This window comes from Flavobacterium anhuiense, from assembly GCF_004151235.1.
GTDB lineage: Bacteria > Bacteroidota > Bacteroidia > Flavobacteriales > Flavobacteriaceae > Flavobacterium > Flavobacterium anhuiense_A.
Genome location: NZ_JUIV01000002.1, coordinates 38,625 through 56,042 on the forward strand (window position 1 = coordinate 38,625; position 17,418 = coordinate 56,042).

The following is a 17,418-nucleotide window of genomic DNA, read 5'->3' on the forward strand; positions in this document are numbered from 1 at the left end:
CAATTACTACTTGTTATTTTACTTCTTCGATTTTACCGCCAAAAACTGTTTTTTGGTTTATTTGCTTTGGTTTTCCATAAATGTAAATAGAGCCTCCTGCGCTTACTTTTGCATCGACAAGGGTAGAAGCATTAACATCTGCTTTTCCGCCCGCAGAAACGCTTACAGTAGTCTGAGACGTTTCCAATTTACTCGCTAGTAAATACCCTCCAGCTCCTAAACTTGCATCTTGGTTGGCAGCTTTTCCAGTTAATGTAATTTTACCTCCTGAAACAGAGCTTACTTTTAGTTTATCAACATCCAAATCAACGTTAATAAGACCGCCTTCCTGAGCGCTAACTTTAAAAGAAGTAGCTTTGATAGCTTCATTGCTTTTTACCTCTGCTCCTTCATTAACATCAATTAATTCTAAATGTTTGTAATACAAAGTTACTTCAAGATCATTTCCTGACAGCAATTTTGGAAAAGGCATTCTTAGCTTTAAAATACCGTTTTTGTTCACAGCTTCTAATTCTGCTTCTCTAGTACCTTTTATAACAATTTTATTTTCAGATCCTTGAACTAATTTTACACTTAATTTATCAAATACTTTTACGGTATCAAAATCACCTAACTCTTTGGTAACTTGACCAAAAGACATTTGTACAAATAAAATTGCTGCTCCTATAATTAGCTTTTTCATACTTTTATTCTTAAATTAATATTTATTCTGCTCGTCTTAAAAAATGAAAATCAAGTTGTTTTTTCACTAAGTCGGCATTTTTAACTTTCACATAAATTTCGTCTCCTAATTGCAGTAAACGGTTTGAAGTTGCTCCAACCAATGCATATTGTCTTTCGTCAAAAGTATAGTAATCCTCTTTTATTTCTCTGATTCTTACCATTCCTTCACATTTGTTAGAAACGATTTCAACATAAATTCCCCATTCAGTCACACCAGAAATAACGCCAAGGAATTCTTCGTCCTGATGATCCTGCATGTATTTAACCTGCATGTATTTGATACTGTCACGCTCAGCATTTGTGGCTAAGTTTTCCATGTTTGAACAGTGCAGACATTTGGTTTCGTAGGTTTCTTCATCTACAGAAGCTCCTCCATCCAGATAATATTGCAACAAACGGTGTACCATTACGTCTGGATAACGACGAATTGGCGATGTAAAGTGGCTGTAATAATCAAAAGCTAAACCATAATGTCCAATATTATCTGTTGAATATTTGGCTTTACTCATACTTCTAATGGCAAGAGTATCAATAAGATTTTGTTCTTTCTTACCGCTAACTTCTTCCATTAAAGCATTTATAGATTTGGCTATATCGCCTTTTGTTCTAAAATCAATTTTATAACCAAACTTAGCAATTACAGTTTGCATTGCAATCAGTTTATCTTCATTTGGCTCGTCGTGAATACGGTAAACAAAGGTTTTCTTTTGTTTTCCAATATATTCAGCCACTTTTCTATTGGCCAAAAGCATAAATTCTTCAATCAAATGATTAGCATCTTTTGAGATTTTGAAGTACACTCCTTCTGGTTCTCCTTCTTCATTAAGATTAAATTTCACTTCAACTTTATCAAAAGAAATAGCGCCTTGCTGCATTCTTTTCTTTCTTAAAATTTTAGCCAATTCATCTAGTTTTAAAGTCGCTTCAACAATTTCATCTGAAACTACGTATGATTCTCCAGTAATAGAAATATCAACTGGAATTGTATTATTTCCTTTTGTTTCAATAATATGCTGAGCCTCTTCATAAGCAAAACGCTGATCTGAATAAATTACAGTTCTTCCAAACCATTGGTTGATAACCTGAGCTGTTGGAGAAACTTCAAATATTGCAGAGAAAGTATATTTCTCTTCATTCGGACGAAGCGAACAAGCAAAGTTAGACAATACTTCTGGAAGCATTGGCACTACTCTATCCACTAAATATACAGAAGTTGCTCTTTGATACGCTTCATCATCAAGGATTGTTCCTTCTTCCAAATAATACGAAACATCGGCAATATGAATTCCAATTTCGAAGTTTCCATTTTCTAACTTTTTGAAAGACAAGGCATCATCAAAATCTTTTGCATCTTTTGGATCTATCGTAAATGTAAGCGTATCACGCATATCACGACGTTTTGCAATCTCAGATTCCTGAATGGAGGTATCTAACTTTTGTGCAAAAACTTCTACTTCTACAGGGAAATCTGCAGGCAAACCATATTCTGCTAAAATAGCATGAATTTCAGTATTATGTTCTCCAGGTTTTCCTAAAACTCTAATTACAGATCCAAACGGACTATCGGCTCTTTTTGGCCAATCTTCAATCTTAACTAAAACAACGTCACCGTTTTCTGCTTCACCAATTTTATCTTTAGGGATAAAAATATCGGTATACATTTTAGGATTTGCAGTAGAAACAAAAGCAAAATTTGGCTGCATATCAATTACACCTACAAACTCTGTTTTATCTCTTTCTATAACTTCAATAACCTCACCTTCAGGTCTTTTTCCTTTTCTTCTGTTATAAACGTAAACTTTTACTTTGTCTTTATCTAAAGCACGATTCAAATTATTGGTCGGAATAAAAACATCTTCTTCAAACTCGTCACAAATAAAATATGCCGTTTTTCTGCTCGTCATATCTATCGTTCCTTCATAGTAATCCTGACTTACAGCTTTTACTAAGTATTTTCCAGGTTCTGTTTCTACTATTTTCTTCTGAGCTGCCAGAATCTTTAGATCTTTTATAATCTGATTTCTGCTTTTTGTATCATCAAGTTCTAGCTTTGCTCCTATCTGTTTGTAATTGAATGGCTTATTAGCATTTTGCGATAAAATCTTCAGGATTTTCCCAGAGAAATCTTTCTCTTTTTTTATCGGCTTTCTAATTTTCTTACTCATATATCTTTTCTAATAAGGTTTAAAATTACGAATAAGAAATCAGATTACAGATTTTAACAAATAGAATTATTAAAATTATAACTTTTCGTACATTTACAAAAAGACCTAATATGGAAAGCTTTAAAACGATCGCCGTATTCAATTATCTGCACGAAACCGTAGTTCTCAAACACTTACTGGAACAAGAAGGAATCCCTTATTTTTTTGAAAACGAAATGACGCTCTCTGTAATGCCATTTTACTCCAATGCACTGGGCGGAATCAAACTCAAAGTCCATCCAAACGATTTCGAAGAAGTCCAGCAAATTCTAGACAATCTCAACAATCCGCTTAAAATCGTCTGAAACAAAAATTCAAAACTCAATTCAAAATCAGAGTAAAATTCAAACTCAAATCAAAATTTTTCAATTTCAACTTTTTTAGTTTTCAACATATATTAAATACAACAAAAAAGAATTTTTAAAATTTAAAAAAATTTGGTTGTTATTATAGCTTGTTAATATGTCGAATAATTTTTTTTTTGAAGCCATTGAAATCTCGTTTTACTTATTTATTCTGAGTTATCAACATAGTTATTTTTAGTTAAATTACTTATTTATAAGACTTTTTGTATTTTAATTAACAACGGTTGACAACCAAAATTGAATTGATTTTGTAGATAAGTTGATATGTTGATTTCTGTTGAAAATGGTATTTTTGATATTGATAACTTTTCCAAAAATTCACGAAACTTTTCTTGCATATTTAAATCCAGTTTTGGATTAGGTATTTTTCCGAAATAACCAAAAAAAACTTCTAATTTTCTTTTCGAACTTATTAACATTTTCTGTTAACTTAAAGTTAATTGAATATCAAGCAATTACAAACTCCTATTAACACCTCAAAATTTTAACAAATATTCTGTTTATTCTTCATTGATTGTGAGATAGTTATAGAGTTATCAAAAATGTTAATAACCTATAAGGTTTTGACAGTAAGATAGTTGTGATTCTTATTTTTTCTACCATTAATTTGACGAATGAACGCGAATTTATATTGGAATGTTTATATAGTATTTGAAAAGAAAAAAATTTGTGAAAATTGGTGTAATTCGTGGCAACCATTTATTAATTGAGTAAATTTGCATAACACAACTTAATAGTATAGAAAAATGAAAATTTCGATAGGAAACGACCACGCAGGACCAGAATATAAAAAAGCAATTGTTGAAATGCTGAAAGCTAGAGGATATGAAGTAACTAACTACGGTACAGATACTGATGCTTCTGTAGATTATCCAGATTTTGGACATCCAGTTGCCAATGATGTATCTGAAGGAAAAGCTGATTTTGGAATCGTAATCTGCGGAAGCGGAAACGGAATCGCGATGACTGTTAATAAACACCCGAAAGTAAGAGCTGGTTTATGCTGGACTAAAGAAATCGCGTATTTGACACGTTTACATAATGATGCCAATATTGTGAGTATTCCAGCGAGATTTACCTCTATTCATCAAGCTGTTGAAATCGTTGAAACTTTTCTTGATACAGCGTTTGAAGGCGGCAGACACCAAAATAGAGTGAATAAAATTGCTTGCGCATAAAAAGTCAAAAAAAATTCGGTGCTTCGCACCTATTCATAAACACACCGGGCCGATTTTTAATTTGCTCGGTTTTTTATTTTAAGTATTTATTATTCAGTATTTTAAAATGTAATTTTTGAGTTATCAACAATGTTAATATCTACTTTTTATAATTTATATAAGCAAGTATAAGAGCCACTTGAATTAGTAAAATCACGGCAAACTTCACAATAAAAGAAGTTTTACTCGTTTTATGTCTAAATAATAACATCGCTGTTAATAACCCTGGCGATCCACCAGTTAAAGCCATGAGAAACAAGGTTTTTTCTGGAACACGTCGGTTATTTTTTCGGGCTTGAGATTTGTCATATCCCGCGAAAATAAAAACGAGAATGTTTATAAATAAAAAATATAGTAATAAAACTTCCATTAGCTTAAAATTAAAAACAAAGATATTATTTTAGCCGAATGATTTACTATTTTGCAGAAACGCTTTAACAAGTAAATTATATCATTTTTAAGTAAGAAAATCATTTCATTAAAAGTATGACTAATATTCAATTTATTGCCAAGTCTGTTCAGGCACCCGCAGTCAGTATTCAAAACACAGTTAAATTATTAGAAGAAGACTGTACGATTCCGTTTATTTCGCGTTACCGAAAAGACGCAACCGGAAATCTTGATGAAACTGTAATTGAGCAGATTGCAAAACTTCAAAAAGATTATGATACACTTATAAAACGTAAAGAAGCCGTTTTAAAATCTATTGAAGAGCAAAAAGCACTTACGCCAGATTTGAAGAAAAAAATTGAAGACAGTTTTGATTTACAAGAAATAGAGGATTTTTACCTTCCATATAAAAAGAAGAAAAAAACAAAAGCTGATGTGGCGCGCGAATTTGGTCTTGAACCTTTGGCAAAATTAATAATGTCTGAAAGTGACGTTGATTTTGATTTTATTTCGACGCAATATTTGAATGAAAATGTTATTAATGAAGAAGCTGCTATTCAAGGTGCAAGAGATATTGTTGCTGAATGGATTAATGAAAATATTTATGTTCGTAAACAGCTTCGTAGATTGTTTCAGCGAAAAGCAACCATTGCCACAAAAGTGGTTAAAAAGAAAGCTGAAGAAGAAGGCGCACAAAAATTCAACCAGTATTTTGATTGGGAAGAACCTTTGACAAAAGCGCCAGCACATCGTTTATTGGCAATGTTACGTGCAGAAAACGAAGGCTTTATCAAAATGAAAATTGATGTTGATATTGATGATGCATATGATGTTATTGACGAAATCATTATTAAAAAACAAAATAATTCAACTTCGCATTTACAGCTGGCAATTGAAGATAGTTATAAACGTTTACTGAATCCGGCAATTGGAAATGAAACCTTGCAAGAAGCAAAAGCCAAGGCAGATGCGAATTCAATTCAGGTTTTTGCTAACAATTTAGGTCAGTTATTATTGGCTCCGCCGTTGGGAGAAAAACGTATTTTGGCAATCGATCCTGGATTTAGAAGCGGTTGTAAAGTCGTTTGTCTAGACGAAAAAGGGGATTTATTATACAATGAAACGATTTATCCGCACGCGCCTCAAAACGAGGAATCAATGGCGATAAAAAAAATCCGTTCGATGGTAAACGCATATCAGATTGATGCAATTTCTATTGGAAACGGAACAGCTTCTCGCGAAACTGAATTTTTCATCAAAAAAATCGCGTTTGACAAACCAGTTCAGGTTTTTGTGGTTTCTGAGGCAGGAGCTTCGGTATATTCTGCTTCAAAAATTGCGAGAGAAGAATTTCCTAATTATGATGTAACGGTTCGTGGTTCGGTTTCTATCGGGCGACGCCTTTCAGATCCGTTGGCCGAATTGGTAAAAATCGATCCGAAAGCTATTGGAGTAGGGCAGTATCAGCATGATGTTGATCAGACGAAACTTAAAGAAGAATTAGATAGCACGGTTATTCGTTGCGTAAACTCGGTTGGAATCAATATCAACACAGCAAGTAAACATTTGCTAAGTTATGTGAGTGGAATCGGGGAGAAGCTAGCCGAAAATATTGTACAATATCGTTCTGAAAACGGACCTTTTGAAGATAGAAAACAGCTGAAAAAAGTGCCTCGTTTAGGAGACAAAGCATATCAGCAAGGAGCAGCGTTTATTAGAATTACAAATGCTAAAAATCCGTTGGACAATTCGGCGGTGCATCCAGAGGCTTATCCGGTTGTTGAAAAGATGGCAAAGGATTTGAATATTTCATTGAATGAATTAATTGCAAATAAAGAGAAAACAGCGCTTATTAAGCCCGAAAAGTATGTTACACCTGAAATTGGCTTATTGACGCTGAAAGACATCATAAAAGAGCTTGAAAAGCCAGGATTGGATCCAAGAAAGTCGGCTAAGGTTTTTGAGTTTGATGCCAACGTAAAATCAATCAAAGATTTGAAAACTGGGATGATATTACCAGGGATTGTTAATAACATCACTAACTTCGGTTGTTTTGTTGACATCGGAATCAAAGAAAGCGGTTTAGTTCACATTTCTCAGTTAAAAGCTGGTTTTGTAAGCGATGTAAACGAAGTGGTAAAATTGCATCAGCATGTTGATGTTAAAGTTACTGAAGTTGATGAAGATAGAAAGAGAATTCAGCTAACGATGGTTTTATAAAATTCCAATTTTTAAATTCTAAATTCCAAAATAGGAATAATTAAATAAAAAAAATCCCAGACTACAATTGTAATCTGGGATTTTAATTTTTCGAATTTCTTATTTTGTTTCTTCTTCTTGTTTTTTAGAAGCAGCAGGTTGATCGTCTTTAGCAGCGTTTTTAAATTCCTTAATTCCACTTCCTAAACCTTTCATTAATTCTGGAATTTTTTTACCTCCAAAAAGTAATATCACAATACCTACGATAACAAGGATTTCTGTAAGACCTAATCTTCCCATGACTAATATATTTAATGCCGAAGCAAATTATTTTTCTTAATTATTACGCAAAGGTATATAGAAATATACGAAATAGAAGTATTTTTAGTTTAAAATATTTGCATTAGACCGCGTTAAATATTTTATAAAATCGTAAATTATAGCTCTTCAAGTAATTTTTCGAACAAATATCATGATGATTAATTACTATATTTGCTAGCATAAAGAAGGATAATGACTAAAAAAAAGAAAAGAAATTTTAGAAAAAAACTGTTCATTAAAAACCGATTAGTAATTTTAAATGAAGACACTTTTGAAGAGATATTTTCTTTTAGGCTTACTTTAATGAATGTTTTTGTAACGTTTACTTTAGGCGGAATATTTCTAATTTTAGTTACTACTTTTATCATTGCTTTTACACCGCTTCGCGAATTTATTCCTGGATATTCTTCTACAGAATTGAAACGAAATGCCACTAGACTGGCCATTAAATCAGATTCTTTAGAAACAGCTCTACAACAAAATGAAGCCTATATAAAAGGGATTCAGAAAGTTTTAAAGGGCGAACTAGAATATTCAAAATTTAATAAAGATTCTATCTTAGCAGAATCGGTTGAAGATGCTTCTGATTTAAACATGAAAGCATCTGAGGCTGAAATAAAACTGAGAGAAGAGGTAGCCGAAACAGAAAAAGAACTGAAGACCAAATCTCAAGACAAAAAGAAAAGTGATAAAAAATAATACCACTGAAAATGTCAATTAAGTCAATTGCGGCGAAAATATTTGCCCGAAAAATATATAAACAAACGCTTAAATGGGCGAACAAACCAGTCCAAACACAGCAAGAGATTTTTAAAAGTCTGATTGAAAATGCACAAAACACCGAATTTGGAAAAGATCATCATTTTAACCAGATAAAAACTTTTGAAGATTTTCAGAAACGAGTTCCAGTAAGGGATTACGAAGATTTAAAACCATATGTTGAAAAGGTAGTAAAAGGCGAGGCAGATATTTTATGGAAAGGAAAACCATTATATTTTGCCAAAACTTCGGGAACAACTTCTGGAGCAAAATTTATTCCGCTTACCAAAGAATCAATGCCTTATCATATAGAAGCGGCCAGAAATGCCATTCTACATTATATTAACGAAACGGGAAAAGCCGATTTTGTTGACGGGAAAATGATCTTTTTGCAAGGAAGTCCAATTCTAACGGAGAAATACGGAATTAAATTTGGGAGACTTTCTGGAATTGTAGCGCATTTTGTTCCTAAATACCTCCAGAAAAACAGAATGCCATCTTGGGAAACCAATTGTATAGAAGATTGGGAAACCAAAGTAGATGCTATTGTAGACGAGACTATAAAAGAAGATATGTCGGTTATTTCTGGAATTCCGTCTTGGGTACAGATGTATTTTGAGCGTTTACAGCAAAAAAGCGGTGGAAAAAAGATTAGCGAAATATTCAAAAACTTTAATCTATTCATCTACGGAGGCGTAAATTATGAGCCTTATCGCGCCAAGTTTGAGCAGATGATTGGCAAAAAGGTAGATAGCATCGAATTGTTTCCTGCTTCTGAAGGATTTTTTGCCTACCAAGATTCGCAGAAAGAAAAAGGAATGTTGCTACTTTTGAATTCGGGAATTTTCTATGAGTTTATAAAGGCTGATGAATTTTTTAGTGAAAACCCGAAAGGATATACAATTGGTGAAGTTGAAATAGGAGTAAACTACGTTTTGATTATTTCTACTAATGCTGGACTTTGGCGCTATAATATTGGTGATACAGTTCAATTCACCTCTTTGGCTCCATATCGTGTTATAGTTTCTGGACGTATCAAACATTATATTTCGGCTTTCGGCGAACATGTAATTGCTAATGAAGTCGAAAATGCAATGAAAGAGGCTGTAAATGCAACAAATATTGTAATAAACGAGTTTACAGTAGCACCGCAAATTACGCCTGCAAGCGGTTTACCGTATCATGAGTGGCTAATTGAGTTTGAAAAAGAACCTGAAAATATGGAAGCTTTTGCCGAAACGATCGATAATTCAATGCGTAAACAGAATATTTATTACGATGATTTAATTACTGGAAATGTTTTAAGAAAAGTAGTCATTACAAAGATTTCTAAAAACGGATTTCAAGATTACATGAAATCGCAAGGAAAACTGGGCGGACAGAATAAAATTCCGAGATTATCAAATAATAGGGATATTGCGGATAATCTTATAAAATAAAATAATATTTCCAAGATTAAGCAGTTATTTATTCAGATGAATTAGAATGGATAAGTAAATGAAAATTAAATGAGTCAAGGAAAGTTTCAAAATAAATATCGTATTTCTTCAATTAGAGCTTAATGGTGGGATTATGGTTGGAATGGAGCCTATTTTATAACAATTTGTACACAAAACAGAGAACATTATTTTGGAGAAATTCAAAATGATAAAATGGTTTTATCAGAGGTTGGTATTATTGCCGATATATTGTGGCATCAAATACCCATACACCATAAAAATGTCGAATTGGGTGATTTTGTGGTCATGCCAAATCATATTCATGGAATTTTGATTATCGATAAAAAATTGAATAATGCGAATATTGTAGAGACAGGGCATGCCCTGTCTCTATCGGAAAAACCTGGATCGCAACGTTTTCAAAACATTGGAAAAAACACCATTTCCTCAATTGTTGGATCATATAAATCTGCTGTAACAAAACACGCAAATAGATTAGGATACACGTATCAATGGCAAAAATTATTTTATGACAATATCATTAGAGACAATAATCAATATCAAAGAATTTCTGATTACATTGTTTCAAATCCAGAAAATTGGGCAAAGGATAAATTTAAAACAGATGGTAAATCCTAATTTGAAATAAACGTTATAATTAAATCACATTTTTAGTTTTCGATTGAAATAATATTAATATTTCCTACTTTCGTTTATCGAAATATTCACATCTTCTTTAAAAACGAAGATGATTTTTAAAATAGAAAAAAACATGAAAGAAACTAAACATATATCAAGATCTAGAGCACAGGAATCTTCTGCGGCTATAGAAAAAATGTACATTACAATGCGCCATTTATTCAACCGTGGTTTTTACAAACCAATGGGAGTTTCTGGCGACAGCTTACGCGAATCATTATTGGCTTTGCGTCCAGAAATTTATGGAAATATCGCCGAAGAAAAAGTAGAATTAAACGGACTTTTATACGTTATAGAACGTCTTCCAATCGGAATTGAACAGTGCCGTTTTATTAATTTAACTTCAGACGAAGGATATTCTAAATCGCATTTTCAGCCAATTGTTCCTCCTAAAAGAAGAAGAAACTGCTACAGAATCGACGAAGAGCAAATGAACGTTGAGATTACTCGCGGACGTTCTGACATTTATGATATCCTGACACATTTGACTTTCATTTTCATCGAATCTCATAAAATTAAAAATAGGGTTTTAATAGACGATGGAGGAGAAGTTTCGCGTGATTGGCAGAAATTAGAGCAAGCCGTTATGCAGACTAAAAAGCTTTCTCAAGTTGAAAAAGAAAAAGCAATTTCGCATGTTGCCAATATTTTAGCGAGAACTTTTGAGGAAGTTTTGGATATTTACGATGCTTTTGGTTCAGAAAATGCACCAGACCGTTTCTTGCACGTAATTTATTGGTTAGGAAAACTTGCGATTGAAGAAATTGTTGAAAACAACAAACGTACAATTACTTTTAGCCCTGTTTTGCGTGAAAGACTTGGACACCATATTCACGGAGAAATCTGGGCAACAAACATTAAAGAAGTTTTAAAAGCAAACGACTTGTTGAAAAGACCAATTCACGTAATTAGTGCAAATATGCACAGTGTGATGAATTCGATTTTTGCAACGCCATTGCTAAAAACAAAATATAAAGGAAAAACAGATTTCTTTATTTATGAAGAATTAAGCGGTTCGGGTTCAAAAGAAATTAGATCTCAGGTTGAAGATCTAGCTTTAAAAAATGGAATGATTTCGCTGCCAGATTGTTCAGGGACTAATATTGATGTTCAGATTTTTGATACAGCTAAAATTGACTGGTCAAAAACAGCTTTCTCGCATGCTAATGTAGGCGAAGAAAAACCAGTTATAATAGTAATGGATTATGCTTTTGGAGAGCAGGCTTACGAAACTATTGATGAGCTTTTGAAACCATTCAAAAAAGAAACTCTACTAAATGTAAAATCGGTTTCTATAATGGGTAAAGCTGGAATTCTGGAAGGCGGAAAAGGAGATATCATGATTCCGACCGCACATATCAACGAAGGAACGGCTGATAATTATTTCTTTGAAAACGAATTAACAGGTGCAATGTTTGAAGGAAACGATATAGACATTTATGAAGGTGCGATGGTTACTGTTCTTGGAACTTCATTGCAAAATAGAGATTTATTAAAATTCTTCCACGAATCGACTTGGGGAGTAATTGGTCTTGAAATGGAAGGATCTTATTACCAAAAAGCGATTCAGTCGGCATCAAAAATTAGAAAAAGCGTACCGCATGATATCAAAGTTCGTTATGCTTATTATGCTTCAGATAATCCTCTGGAAACAGGAAGCACACTAGCTTCTGGTGGATTGGGAACCACTGGCGTAAAACCGACCTATTTGATTACCATTAAGATTTTAGAGCAGATTTTCAACATAAAATAATCATAAATGAGTACAAAAGTACCGCAGGATAATTCAGATCAAGAGATTGATATTTTTCAGGTTTCAAAAAGTATTGGCAACTTTTTCGATAGGATCAATGCCAAGATTTTTCGATTAATTCAATTTTTTATTAGCAATTGGGTTATCGTTTTGGTTATCGTTTTGGTTGGATTTAGTTTGGGACTACTTTTAGACATAACTCAAAAAAGGTACAAACAAGAAATTATTGTTGCACCAAATTTTGACAGTACAGATTATTTGTATGCAAAAATTGATTTAATTTACTCTAAGATTAAAGAAGATGATACGCTTTTTTTAAAAAATACAGTTGGTATTCAAGATCCTAAAAGCCTTAAATCTATTACTATTAAGCCTATATCAGATGTTTATAGACTGATTGAAAATAGGCCTGAGAATTTTGAATTGATTAAATTGATGGCTGATAATGGAGATATAAAAAAAATTATTGAGGATAATCTAACAAGTAAAAATTATAGATATCATAGAATTTCGATTGTTACAAATGAATTGGCAGATACTAAAAAAATAACTGATCCGCTTTTGGATTTTTTGAATAAAACAGAATTCTACAAAAAAATCCAAGAAGTAAAAATAGCAAATGCTAAAGAAAAAATAATTAAGAATGAAGCTACTATATCTCAGATTGATGGTGTCTTAAAAGGATTTTCTGCTAATGCAAATAATTCCCAAAAAAGCAGCAGTTTAGTCTATTATAATGAAAATACCCAACTTAATGATGTTATAAAAACAAAAGGTGATTTAGTTAATGAACAAGGGGGCCATAGACTTGAATTAATAGGGTATGATAAAATTATTAAAGATATTAGTACAACATTAAATATTGAGAAAAAAGGGGTCTTTTATGGACACAAAAAACTGATATTCCCATTCCTATTTGTTTTTCTTTACATTATGCTGCAGTTTTTTAAAGCTTTTTACAGAAAACAAAAACTATTAAGCACATAAAAAAAAGATGTTTAAAAAATATAACAACAGTATTGTTGATATGAAGATTTTTTTAAAGTTAAAAAACTAAATTAGCCCAAAAATTTAAAATGAGAACAAAACTATTTTTTGCAAGTTTGATTTTAATTGTATCGTTTACTTCATGTAAGAAAGAAGTGGACCAAAATCAAGAAGTTAAACCAGCTGAAGTTGAAAAACAAAACAATAATTTTCAGGTAACCCTAACAGCAACAGTAAAAACAGACGATAATTTCCAATTATATTACAGTCAGGATGCCTATGAAGTTCCGTATAAGGAAGAAAATTCGGTTTGGATGGCTGTAAAGGCAAATGAAAATCCACAGGATATTGTTTTTAATCTTCCTGAAGATGTAATTCCGAATTATATCAGAATTGATTTTGGAACAAATGAAGAGCAAAAGGAAATCATTATCAAGAATTTTAAAATGAAGTATTACAGTAAAAGTTTTGAAGCTAAAGATTCGTTATTTTTTAATTACTTTATTCCGAATGATTGTGTAAAAATTGTAGACAAGAAAAACTCAATTGTTCAGACTTTCAAAACTAAAGAAGGAAAATACGATCCATTGTTTTATTCTGAAAAAGCACTTTATGATCAGATTCAATTAATTGTAAAATAATTATATAAGACTTAAGAGCCACAAAAATGTGGCTTTTTTTATCTGCAGCTGTTACTATTTTCTAAACAAATCCTATTCTCTTGTTTAAATCAAAACACCAAAATGTATTACAGAATAACCGAATTAAAAATTTTGTTATTTATGGAATTGGTCAGATTGTTAATCTGGTCAGTCCACTTTTGGTAATGCCTTATTTAATAGCTGTTTGCGAAAAAGAAGGATTGGGAAAAATTGGCGTAGGATTTTCGTTTGCATTAGTATTGATCGTTTTAGTTGATTACGGTTCTTATATTAATGGAACCAAAGAAATATCAATAAATAGAGAAAATTCTGATATTATAAGAACAAAAATAATTTCTATATATGTAATGAAATTCATTTTGATTTTAATATCATCATTTATTGCTTTTCTGATTATTTATTTCATTCCTTTTTTTAGGAAAGAACAAGCCATTTTCTTTTTTAGTTTTTTGTACGTAATTGGTCAGTTCTTAAACCCAACATGGATTTTTCAGGGATTGGAAAACTATAAATGGATTTCTTTTATTAATATTATTTCTAAAGCAATATATGTTGCTTGTATTTTTATTTTTATCAGTAAAAAGGAGGATTATATTTATGCCAATGCTTATTTAGGAATTGGGCTGATTATTTCCAGCTTAATAGGACTTATTTATCTGATAAAAAAATACAATTTACAATTCTATCACAATGTTGCTAAGGATGCACTCCTGTTATTAAAACAGGAGTTCTCACTCACTTTTTCCCAATTGTTTCTTTCATTTTATCAATATCTGCCTATAATGATAATTAGTTATGTGGGAGGAAATGGAATGGCAGGACAATATAGAATTATTGAACAGATTGTAATGATTTTTAGAACTTATCTGCAAATGTTTTTCAATTTTATCTATGCCTATGTTTGTTTACAAATACATACAAATTTAAAAAAAGGAATTTTTAATTGGTTGAATTATAATGCTTTAAATTATTTATTTATTCTATTACTAGTAATTATTGCATTTGTATTTGCAGAACAGATCTTGTTATACTTCAATATTGAATCAAATGACCTAAAATCAATGGTTTACTTTTTAAGGTTAGGCTTGATTATACCTATCTTTATGGCAATTTCTTTTGCTTTAAAACAGTTACTTTTTGCATTAGATAAGAATAAGATGTATATAAATATTACAATTGGTTCCTCGATTTTTAGTTTGCTCGCATTTTTTATATTAGTAAAAACTATTGAATTGAAAGGTGCTTTTATTGCTACAATTTTTATCGAAATAATGGTAATAGGTTTATATTGTGCAGTTTTAAAATCAATAATTAGATTGAGTAAGTAATAATAAATATGACAATTTACAAAAGTTTCCCTTACCAGATTTTATTTTTGCTTTGCGTTGGAGTTTCTTTGTTTGCTAACTATGAGCTTACTTTTGCTGTTTGGTCTTTAACTTTGTTGTTAACAGTTAAAAGAAAATATTCTTTTACTCTAGTTCAATATAATGTCATTTTTCTCATAATACTTTCAATTGCAATTGTTTCTACATTCTTCAGCACAACAACCCTTTTTCTAGTCATAAGAGATTTTACCTATTTAGTTAAACCAATTTTAGGATTATTGGTTGGATATCAACTGTGTAGATTTAGCAGTAAATTAGCTTTAAAAGTGTTAGTGTACACCGGATTAGCAATTTCTGTAATGCATCTGGTTATGTTATCTTTTACAGTTATTGAATTCAAAACTATAAGTGTTAATTTACTAAGAGAACATGGCGGTTATTTTAGCGATTACGAAATCTATGTATTAATTATTCTGATTTTTTATGAAGATCTTAAACTAGAAATATCAAAAAATCAGAGAATATTATTTTTAGCAATAATTGGTTTATCTAGTTTTTTGTACTTGGCCAGAACAAACCTTATTCAATTTATAATTCTCTATGTTGGTCTAAAAGGATATTTGAGTTTTAATAAGAAATCTTTAAAAGTAATTTTGTCTGTATTTTTGGCAACAATTATTGGCTATACAGCGATTGTTTATATTAATCCAAAAAGAGAAGGAAAAGGTATTCAGGCTTTTTTGTATAAAATAAAAATTGCACCTCAGGAAGCTTTTAAGACAAAAATCGATAAAGATGATTGGAAAGATTTCAATGACAATTATAGATCCTTTGAAAATATAATTGCTGTAAATCAAGTTTCTGCAAAAGGAGTTAGAGCTGTTTTTTTTGGTGAAGGCTTAGGCTCAACACTGAATTTGGGCAGGAAAATTTGGACCAATGATCACGAAAATGTTCAGTATATCCCAATTGCACATAATGCATACATGACTGTATTTTTAAAATCGGGACTATTAGGGGTTTTATTTCTTTTATTTTTTTTGGTTATTCTATACAGGCAAAGAAAATCTGAGATTGAAAGTGTACAGGCTATTAATTATTTGCTAGTTGGGACAAGCGTTTTTCTAATAATATCAAACTGGGTATTTTTGGGGCTGTATCTAAAATTAGATAATAAATCGATAATAATAGGATTTTTGATTGCTGTTAGAGAAGTAATTATAAAAGAGCATATTAGTCAAAAAAGAATAGAAAATGAGCATTAAAAACACAACCAGTATTTTTGTTGACTGCCATGTTTTTGATAGCGGTTTTCAAGGAACAAGAACATATATAAAAGGTTTATACTCTGAATTAATCAAAAAAAAGGATCTTCATTTTTTTTTAGTTTCTTCTAATCCAGATCATTTAGAATCTATTTTTGGCAACCATTCAAATGTCACCTATTTAAAATATAAATATCATAATAAAATTTTAAGGCTAAGTATCGATATACCACAGATTATTAAAAAGAACAAAATTGATTTTGCTCATTTTCAATATATTGTTTCACCAATAAAAAGGTGTAAATACATTGTTACAACACATGATTTATTGTTTATTGATTTTCCAGAGTATTTTACATTTTTGAGTAGAATTGTCAATACGTTTTTATATAAATTAAGTGCAAAAGGATCAGAAATTAAATTGACAGTCTCAGAATATTCTAAACAGAAAATACAACAGCATTTCGCATTGTCAAATTATGAAATAACTCCAAACGCAATTCAGGATGTATTTTTTGAAGAATATGATAAGGAGCTGATGAAGACAGAAGTTGCAGAAAAGTTTTCATTAAAAAATTATATTATTTATGTAAGCCGATGGGAGCCAAGAAAAAATCATCAAATGGTTTTAAAAGCTTTTTTAGATTTGAAATTGTACAAAAAATACAAGCTTCTGTTTTTAGGAAATGATACTTTACCAAATCAACATTATGATAAGGTCTTTAATAAATTAAATTCTGAAATAAAAAATCAGATTGTTTCTTTAAAAAACACTGATTTAAAAACAATGTTATTGTTGTTAAGAGGAGCAGATGCATCCGTTTATCCTTCTTTAGCTGAAGGTTTTGGAATTCCTCCATTAGAATCTGTCGCGGCAAAAGTTCCAACACTTTGCTCTAATAAAACGGCAATGTCAGATTTTACTTTTTTTAAGGACTATTATTTTGATCCATATAATCAAGATGAGTTTAATCAAAAACTTCAAAAAATTTTAACTCAAAAAGTAGCTTTAGATTTTGAGATTATGGCACAAAATATTAAAGAAAAATACAGATGGCAAAAATCGGCTGACATATTATATAATCTGATAAAACAAAATCAATAAAA

The 17,418-nt window shown here is 31.1% G+C and carries 16 protein-coding genes; 12 read left to right on the forward strand and 4 right to left on the reverse strand.

Annotated features, from left to right (window positions below):
* Nucleotides 1-13 precede the first annotated feature (13 nt).
* The gene (locus NU08_RS02945) at nucleotides 14-682 is read right to left on the reverse strand and encodes a head GIN domain-containing protein (protein WP_129745792.1); all 669 of its coding nucleotides are present in this window, start codon (nucleotides 680-682) and stop codon (nucleotides 14-16) included.
* A gap of 22 nt (nucleotides 683-704) precedes the next feature.
* On the reverse strand, nucleotides 705-2,888 hold the full coding sequence (gene rnr, locus NU08_RS02950; RefSeq protein WP_129745793.1) for a ribonuclease R: 2,184 nt from the start codon (nucleotides 2,886-2,888) through the stop codon (nucleotides 705-707).
* 110 nt (nucleotides 2,889-2,998) lie between these two features.
* Between rnr and NU08_RS02955 the strand changes: the two genes are divergently transcribed.
* Both NU08_RS02955 and rpiB read left to right on the forward strand, forming a co-directional pair.
* Entirely contained in the window at nucleotides 2,999-3,232 is a 234-nt protein-coding gene (locus NU08_RS02955; protein WP_111368335.1) for a putative signal transducing protein, read from the forward strand.
* An 806-nt stretch (nucleotides 3,233-4,038) separates the two neighbouring features.
* Nucleotides 4,039-4,470 (forward strand): ribose 5-phosphate isomerase B, encoded by a 432-nt coding sequence (gene rpiB, locus NU08_RS02960; RefSeq protein ID WP_008465784.1) that lies wholly within the window; start codon nucleotides 4,039-4,041, stop codon nucleotides 4,468-4,470.
* 139 nt (nucleotides 4,471-4,609) lie between these two features.
* Here the strand turns inward: rpiB and NU08_RS02965 are convergent, their stop codons facing one another.
* Nucleotides 4,610-4,879, reverse strand: coding sequence for a DUF1294 domain-containing protein (locus NU08_RS02965; protein WP_129745794.1), 270 nt, complete (start codon nucleotides 4,877-4,879; stop codon nucleotides 4,610-4,612).
* Between the two features lie 116 nt (nucleotides 4,880-4,995).
* Between NU08_RS02965 and NU08_RS02970 the strand changes: the two genes are divergently transcribed.
* Nucleotides 4,996-7,119, forward strand: a complete 2,124-nt coding sequence (locus tag NU08_RS02970; RefSeq protein ID WP_129745795.1) for a Tex family protein — start codon at nucleotides 4,996-4,998, stop codon at nucleotides 7,117-7,119.
* Between the two features lie 99 nt (nucleotides 7,120-7,218).
* Here NU08_RS02970 and NU08_RS02975 read toward each other — a convergent pair whose 3' ends face one another.
* Nucleotides 7,219-7,398 carry a twin-arginine translocase TatA/TatE family subunit gene (locus tag NU08_RS02975; protein ID WP_008465789.1) on the reverse strand — a complete coding sequence of 60 codons (180 nt, stop codon included), beginning with the start codon at nucleotides 7,396-7,398 and terminating at the stop codon, nucleotides 7,219-7,221.
* Nucleotides 7,399-7,611: 213 nt separating this feature from the next.
* Between NU08_RS02975 and NU08_RS02980 the strand changes: the two genes are divergently transcribed.
* The 9 genes from NU08_RS02980 to NU08_RS03020 all read left to right on the forward strand — a co-directional run bounded on the left by NU08_RS02980 (nucleotide 7,612) and on the right by NU08_RS03020 (nucleotide 17,416).
* Nucleotides 7,612-8,118, forward strand: a complete 507-nt coding sequence (locus tag NU08_RS02980) for a peptidase (RefSeq protein WP_129745796.1) — start codon at nucleotides 7,612-7,614, stop codon at nucleotides 8,116-8,118.
* An 11-nt stretch (nucleotides 8,119-8,129) separates the two neighbouring features.
* Nucleotides 8,130-9,617, forward strand: coding sequence for a GH3 auxin-responsive promoter family protein (locus NU08_RS02985; RefSeq protein ID WP_129745797.1), 1,488 nt, complete (start codon nucleotides 8,130-8,132; stop codon nucleotides 9,615-9,617).
* A 213-nt stretch (nucleotides 9,618-9,830) separates the two neighbouring features.
* The gene (locus NU08_RS02990) at nucleotides 9,831-10,256 is read left to right on the forward strand and encodes a transposase (protein ID WP_242502476.1); all 426 of its coding nucleotides are present in this window, start codon (nucleotides 9,831-9,833) and stop codon (nucleotides 10,254-10,256) included.
* A 133-nt stretch (nucleotides 10,257-10,389) separates the two neighbouring features.
* The gene (locus tag NU08_RS02995; protein WP_129745798.1) at nucleotides 10,390-12,069 is read left to right on the forward strand and encodes a DUF6909 family protein; all 1,680 of its coding nucleotides are present in this window, start codon (nucleotides 10,390-10,392) and stop codon (nucleotides 12,067-12,069) included.
* A 6-nt stretch (nucleotides 12,070-12,075) separates the two neighbouring features.
* Entirely contained in the window at nucleotides 12,076-13,056 is a 981-nt protein-coding gene (locus tag NU08_RS03000; protein ID WP_129745799.1) for a hypothetical protein, read from the forward strand.
* A gap of 89 nt (nucleotides 13,057-13,145) precedes the next feature.
* Nucleotides 13,146-13,697, forward strand: a complete 552-nt coding sequence (locus NU08_RS03005) for a hypothetical protein (RefSeq protein WP_129745800.1) — start codon at nucleotides 13,146-13,148, stop codon at nucleotides 13,695-13,697.
* Nucleotides 13,698-13,777: 80 nt separating this feature from the next.
* Complete coding sequence (locus NU08_RS03010; protein ID WP_165352396.1) at nucleotides 13,778-15,046, forward strand: lipopolysaccharide biosynthesis protein; 1,269 nt, start codon at nucleotides 13,778-13,780, stop codon at nucleotides 15,044-15,046.
* 8 nt (nucleotides 15,047-15,054) lie between these two features.
* On the forward strand, nucleotides 15,055-16,311 hold the full coding sequence (locus NU08_RS03015) for a hypothetical protein (protein WP_129745802.1): 1,257 nt from the start codon (nucleotides 15,055-15,057) through the stop codon (nucleotides 16,309-16,311).
* Nucleotides 16,301-17,416 (forward strand): glycosyltransferase family 4 protein, encoded by a 1,116-nt coding sequence (locus NU08_RS03020; RefSeq protein WP_129745803.1) that lies wholly within the window; start codon nucleotides 16,301-16,303, stop codon nucleotides 17,414-17,416. The genes NU08_RS03015 and NU08_RS03020 overlap by 11 nt, the downstream gene beginning before the upstream one ends.
* Nucleotides 17,417-17,418: the final 2 nt, after the last annotated feature.

Bases quoted from the DNA above. Each gene is read 5' to 3' on its own strand.
- rpiB (WP_008465784.1), top strand. From the start codon at position 4,039: ATGAAAATTTCGATAGGAAACGACCACGCAGGACCAGAATATAAAAAA.
- NU08_RS02945 (WP_129745792.1), bottom strand. From the start codon at position 682: ATGAAAAAGCTAATTATAGGAGCAGCAATTTTATTTGTACAAATGTCT.
- NU08_RS03005 (WP_129745800.1), top strand. From the start codon at position 13,146: ATGAGAACAAAACTATTTTTTGCAAGTTTGATTTTAATTGTATCGTTT.
- NU08_RS02995 (WP_129745798.1), top strand. From the start codon at position 10,390: ATGAAAGAAACTAAACATATATCAAGATCTAGAGCACAGGAATCTTCT.
- rnr (WP_129745793.1), bottom strand. From the start codon at position 2,888: ATGAGTAAGAAAATTAGAAAGCCGATAAAAAAAGAGAAAGATTTCTCT.
- NU08_RS02985 (WP_129745797.1), top strand. From the start codon at position 8,130: ATGTCAATTAAGTCAATTGCGGCGAAAATATTTGCCCGAAAAATATAT.
- NU08_RS03000 (WP_129745799.1), top strand. From the start codon at position 12,076: ATGAGTACAAAAGTACCGCAGGATAATTCAGATCAAGAGATTGATATT.
- NU08_RS02990 (WP_242502476.1), top strand. From the start codon at position 9,831: ATGGTTTTATCAGAGGTTGGTATTATTGCCGATATATTGTGGCATCAA.
- NU08_RS03015 (WP_129745802.1), top strand. From the start codon at position 15,055: ATGACAATTTACAAAAGTTTCCCTTACCAGATTTTATTTTTGCTTTGC.
- NU08_RS02970 (WP_129745795.1), top strand. From the start codon at position 4,996: ATGACTAATATTCAATTTATTGCCAAGTCTGTTCAGGCACCCGCAGTC.
- NU08_RS02965 (WP_129745794.1), bottom strand. From the start codon at position 4,879: ATGGAAGTTTTATTACTATATTTTTTATTTATAAACATTCTCGTTTTT.
- NU08_RS03020 (WP_129745803.1), top strand. From the start codon at position 16,301: ATGAGCATTAAAAACACAACCAGTATTTTTGTTGACTGCCATGTTTTT.
- NU08_RS02975 (WP_008465789.1), bottom strand. From the start codon at position 7,398: ATGGGAAGATTAGGTCTTACAGAAATCCTTGTTATCGTAGGTATTGTG.
- NU08_RS02980 (WP_129745796.1), top strand. From the start codon at position 7,612: ATGACTAAAAAAAAGAAAAGAAATTTTAGAAAAAAACTGTTCATTAAA.
- NU08_RS02955 (WP_111368335.1), top strand. From the start codon at position 2,999: ATGGAAAGCTTTAAAACGATCGCCGTATTCAATTATCTGCACGAAACC.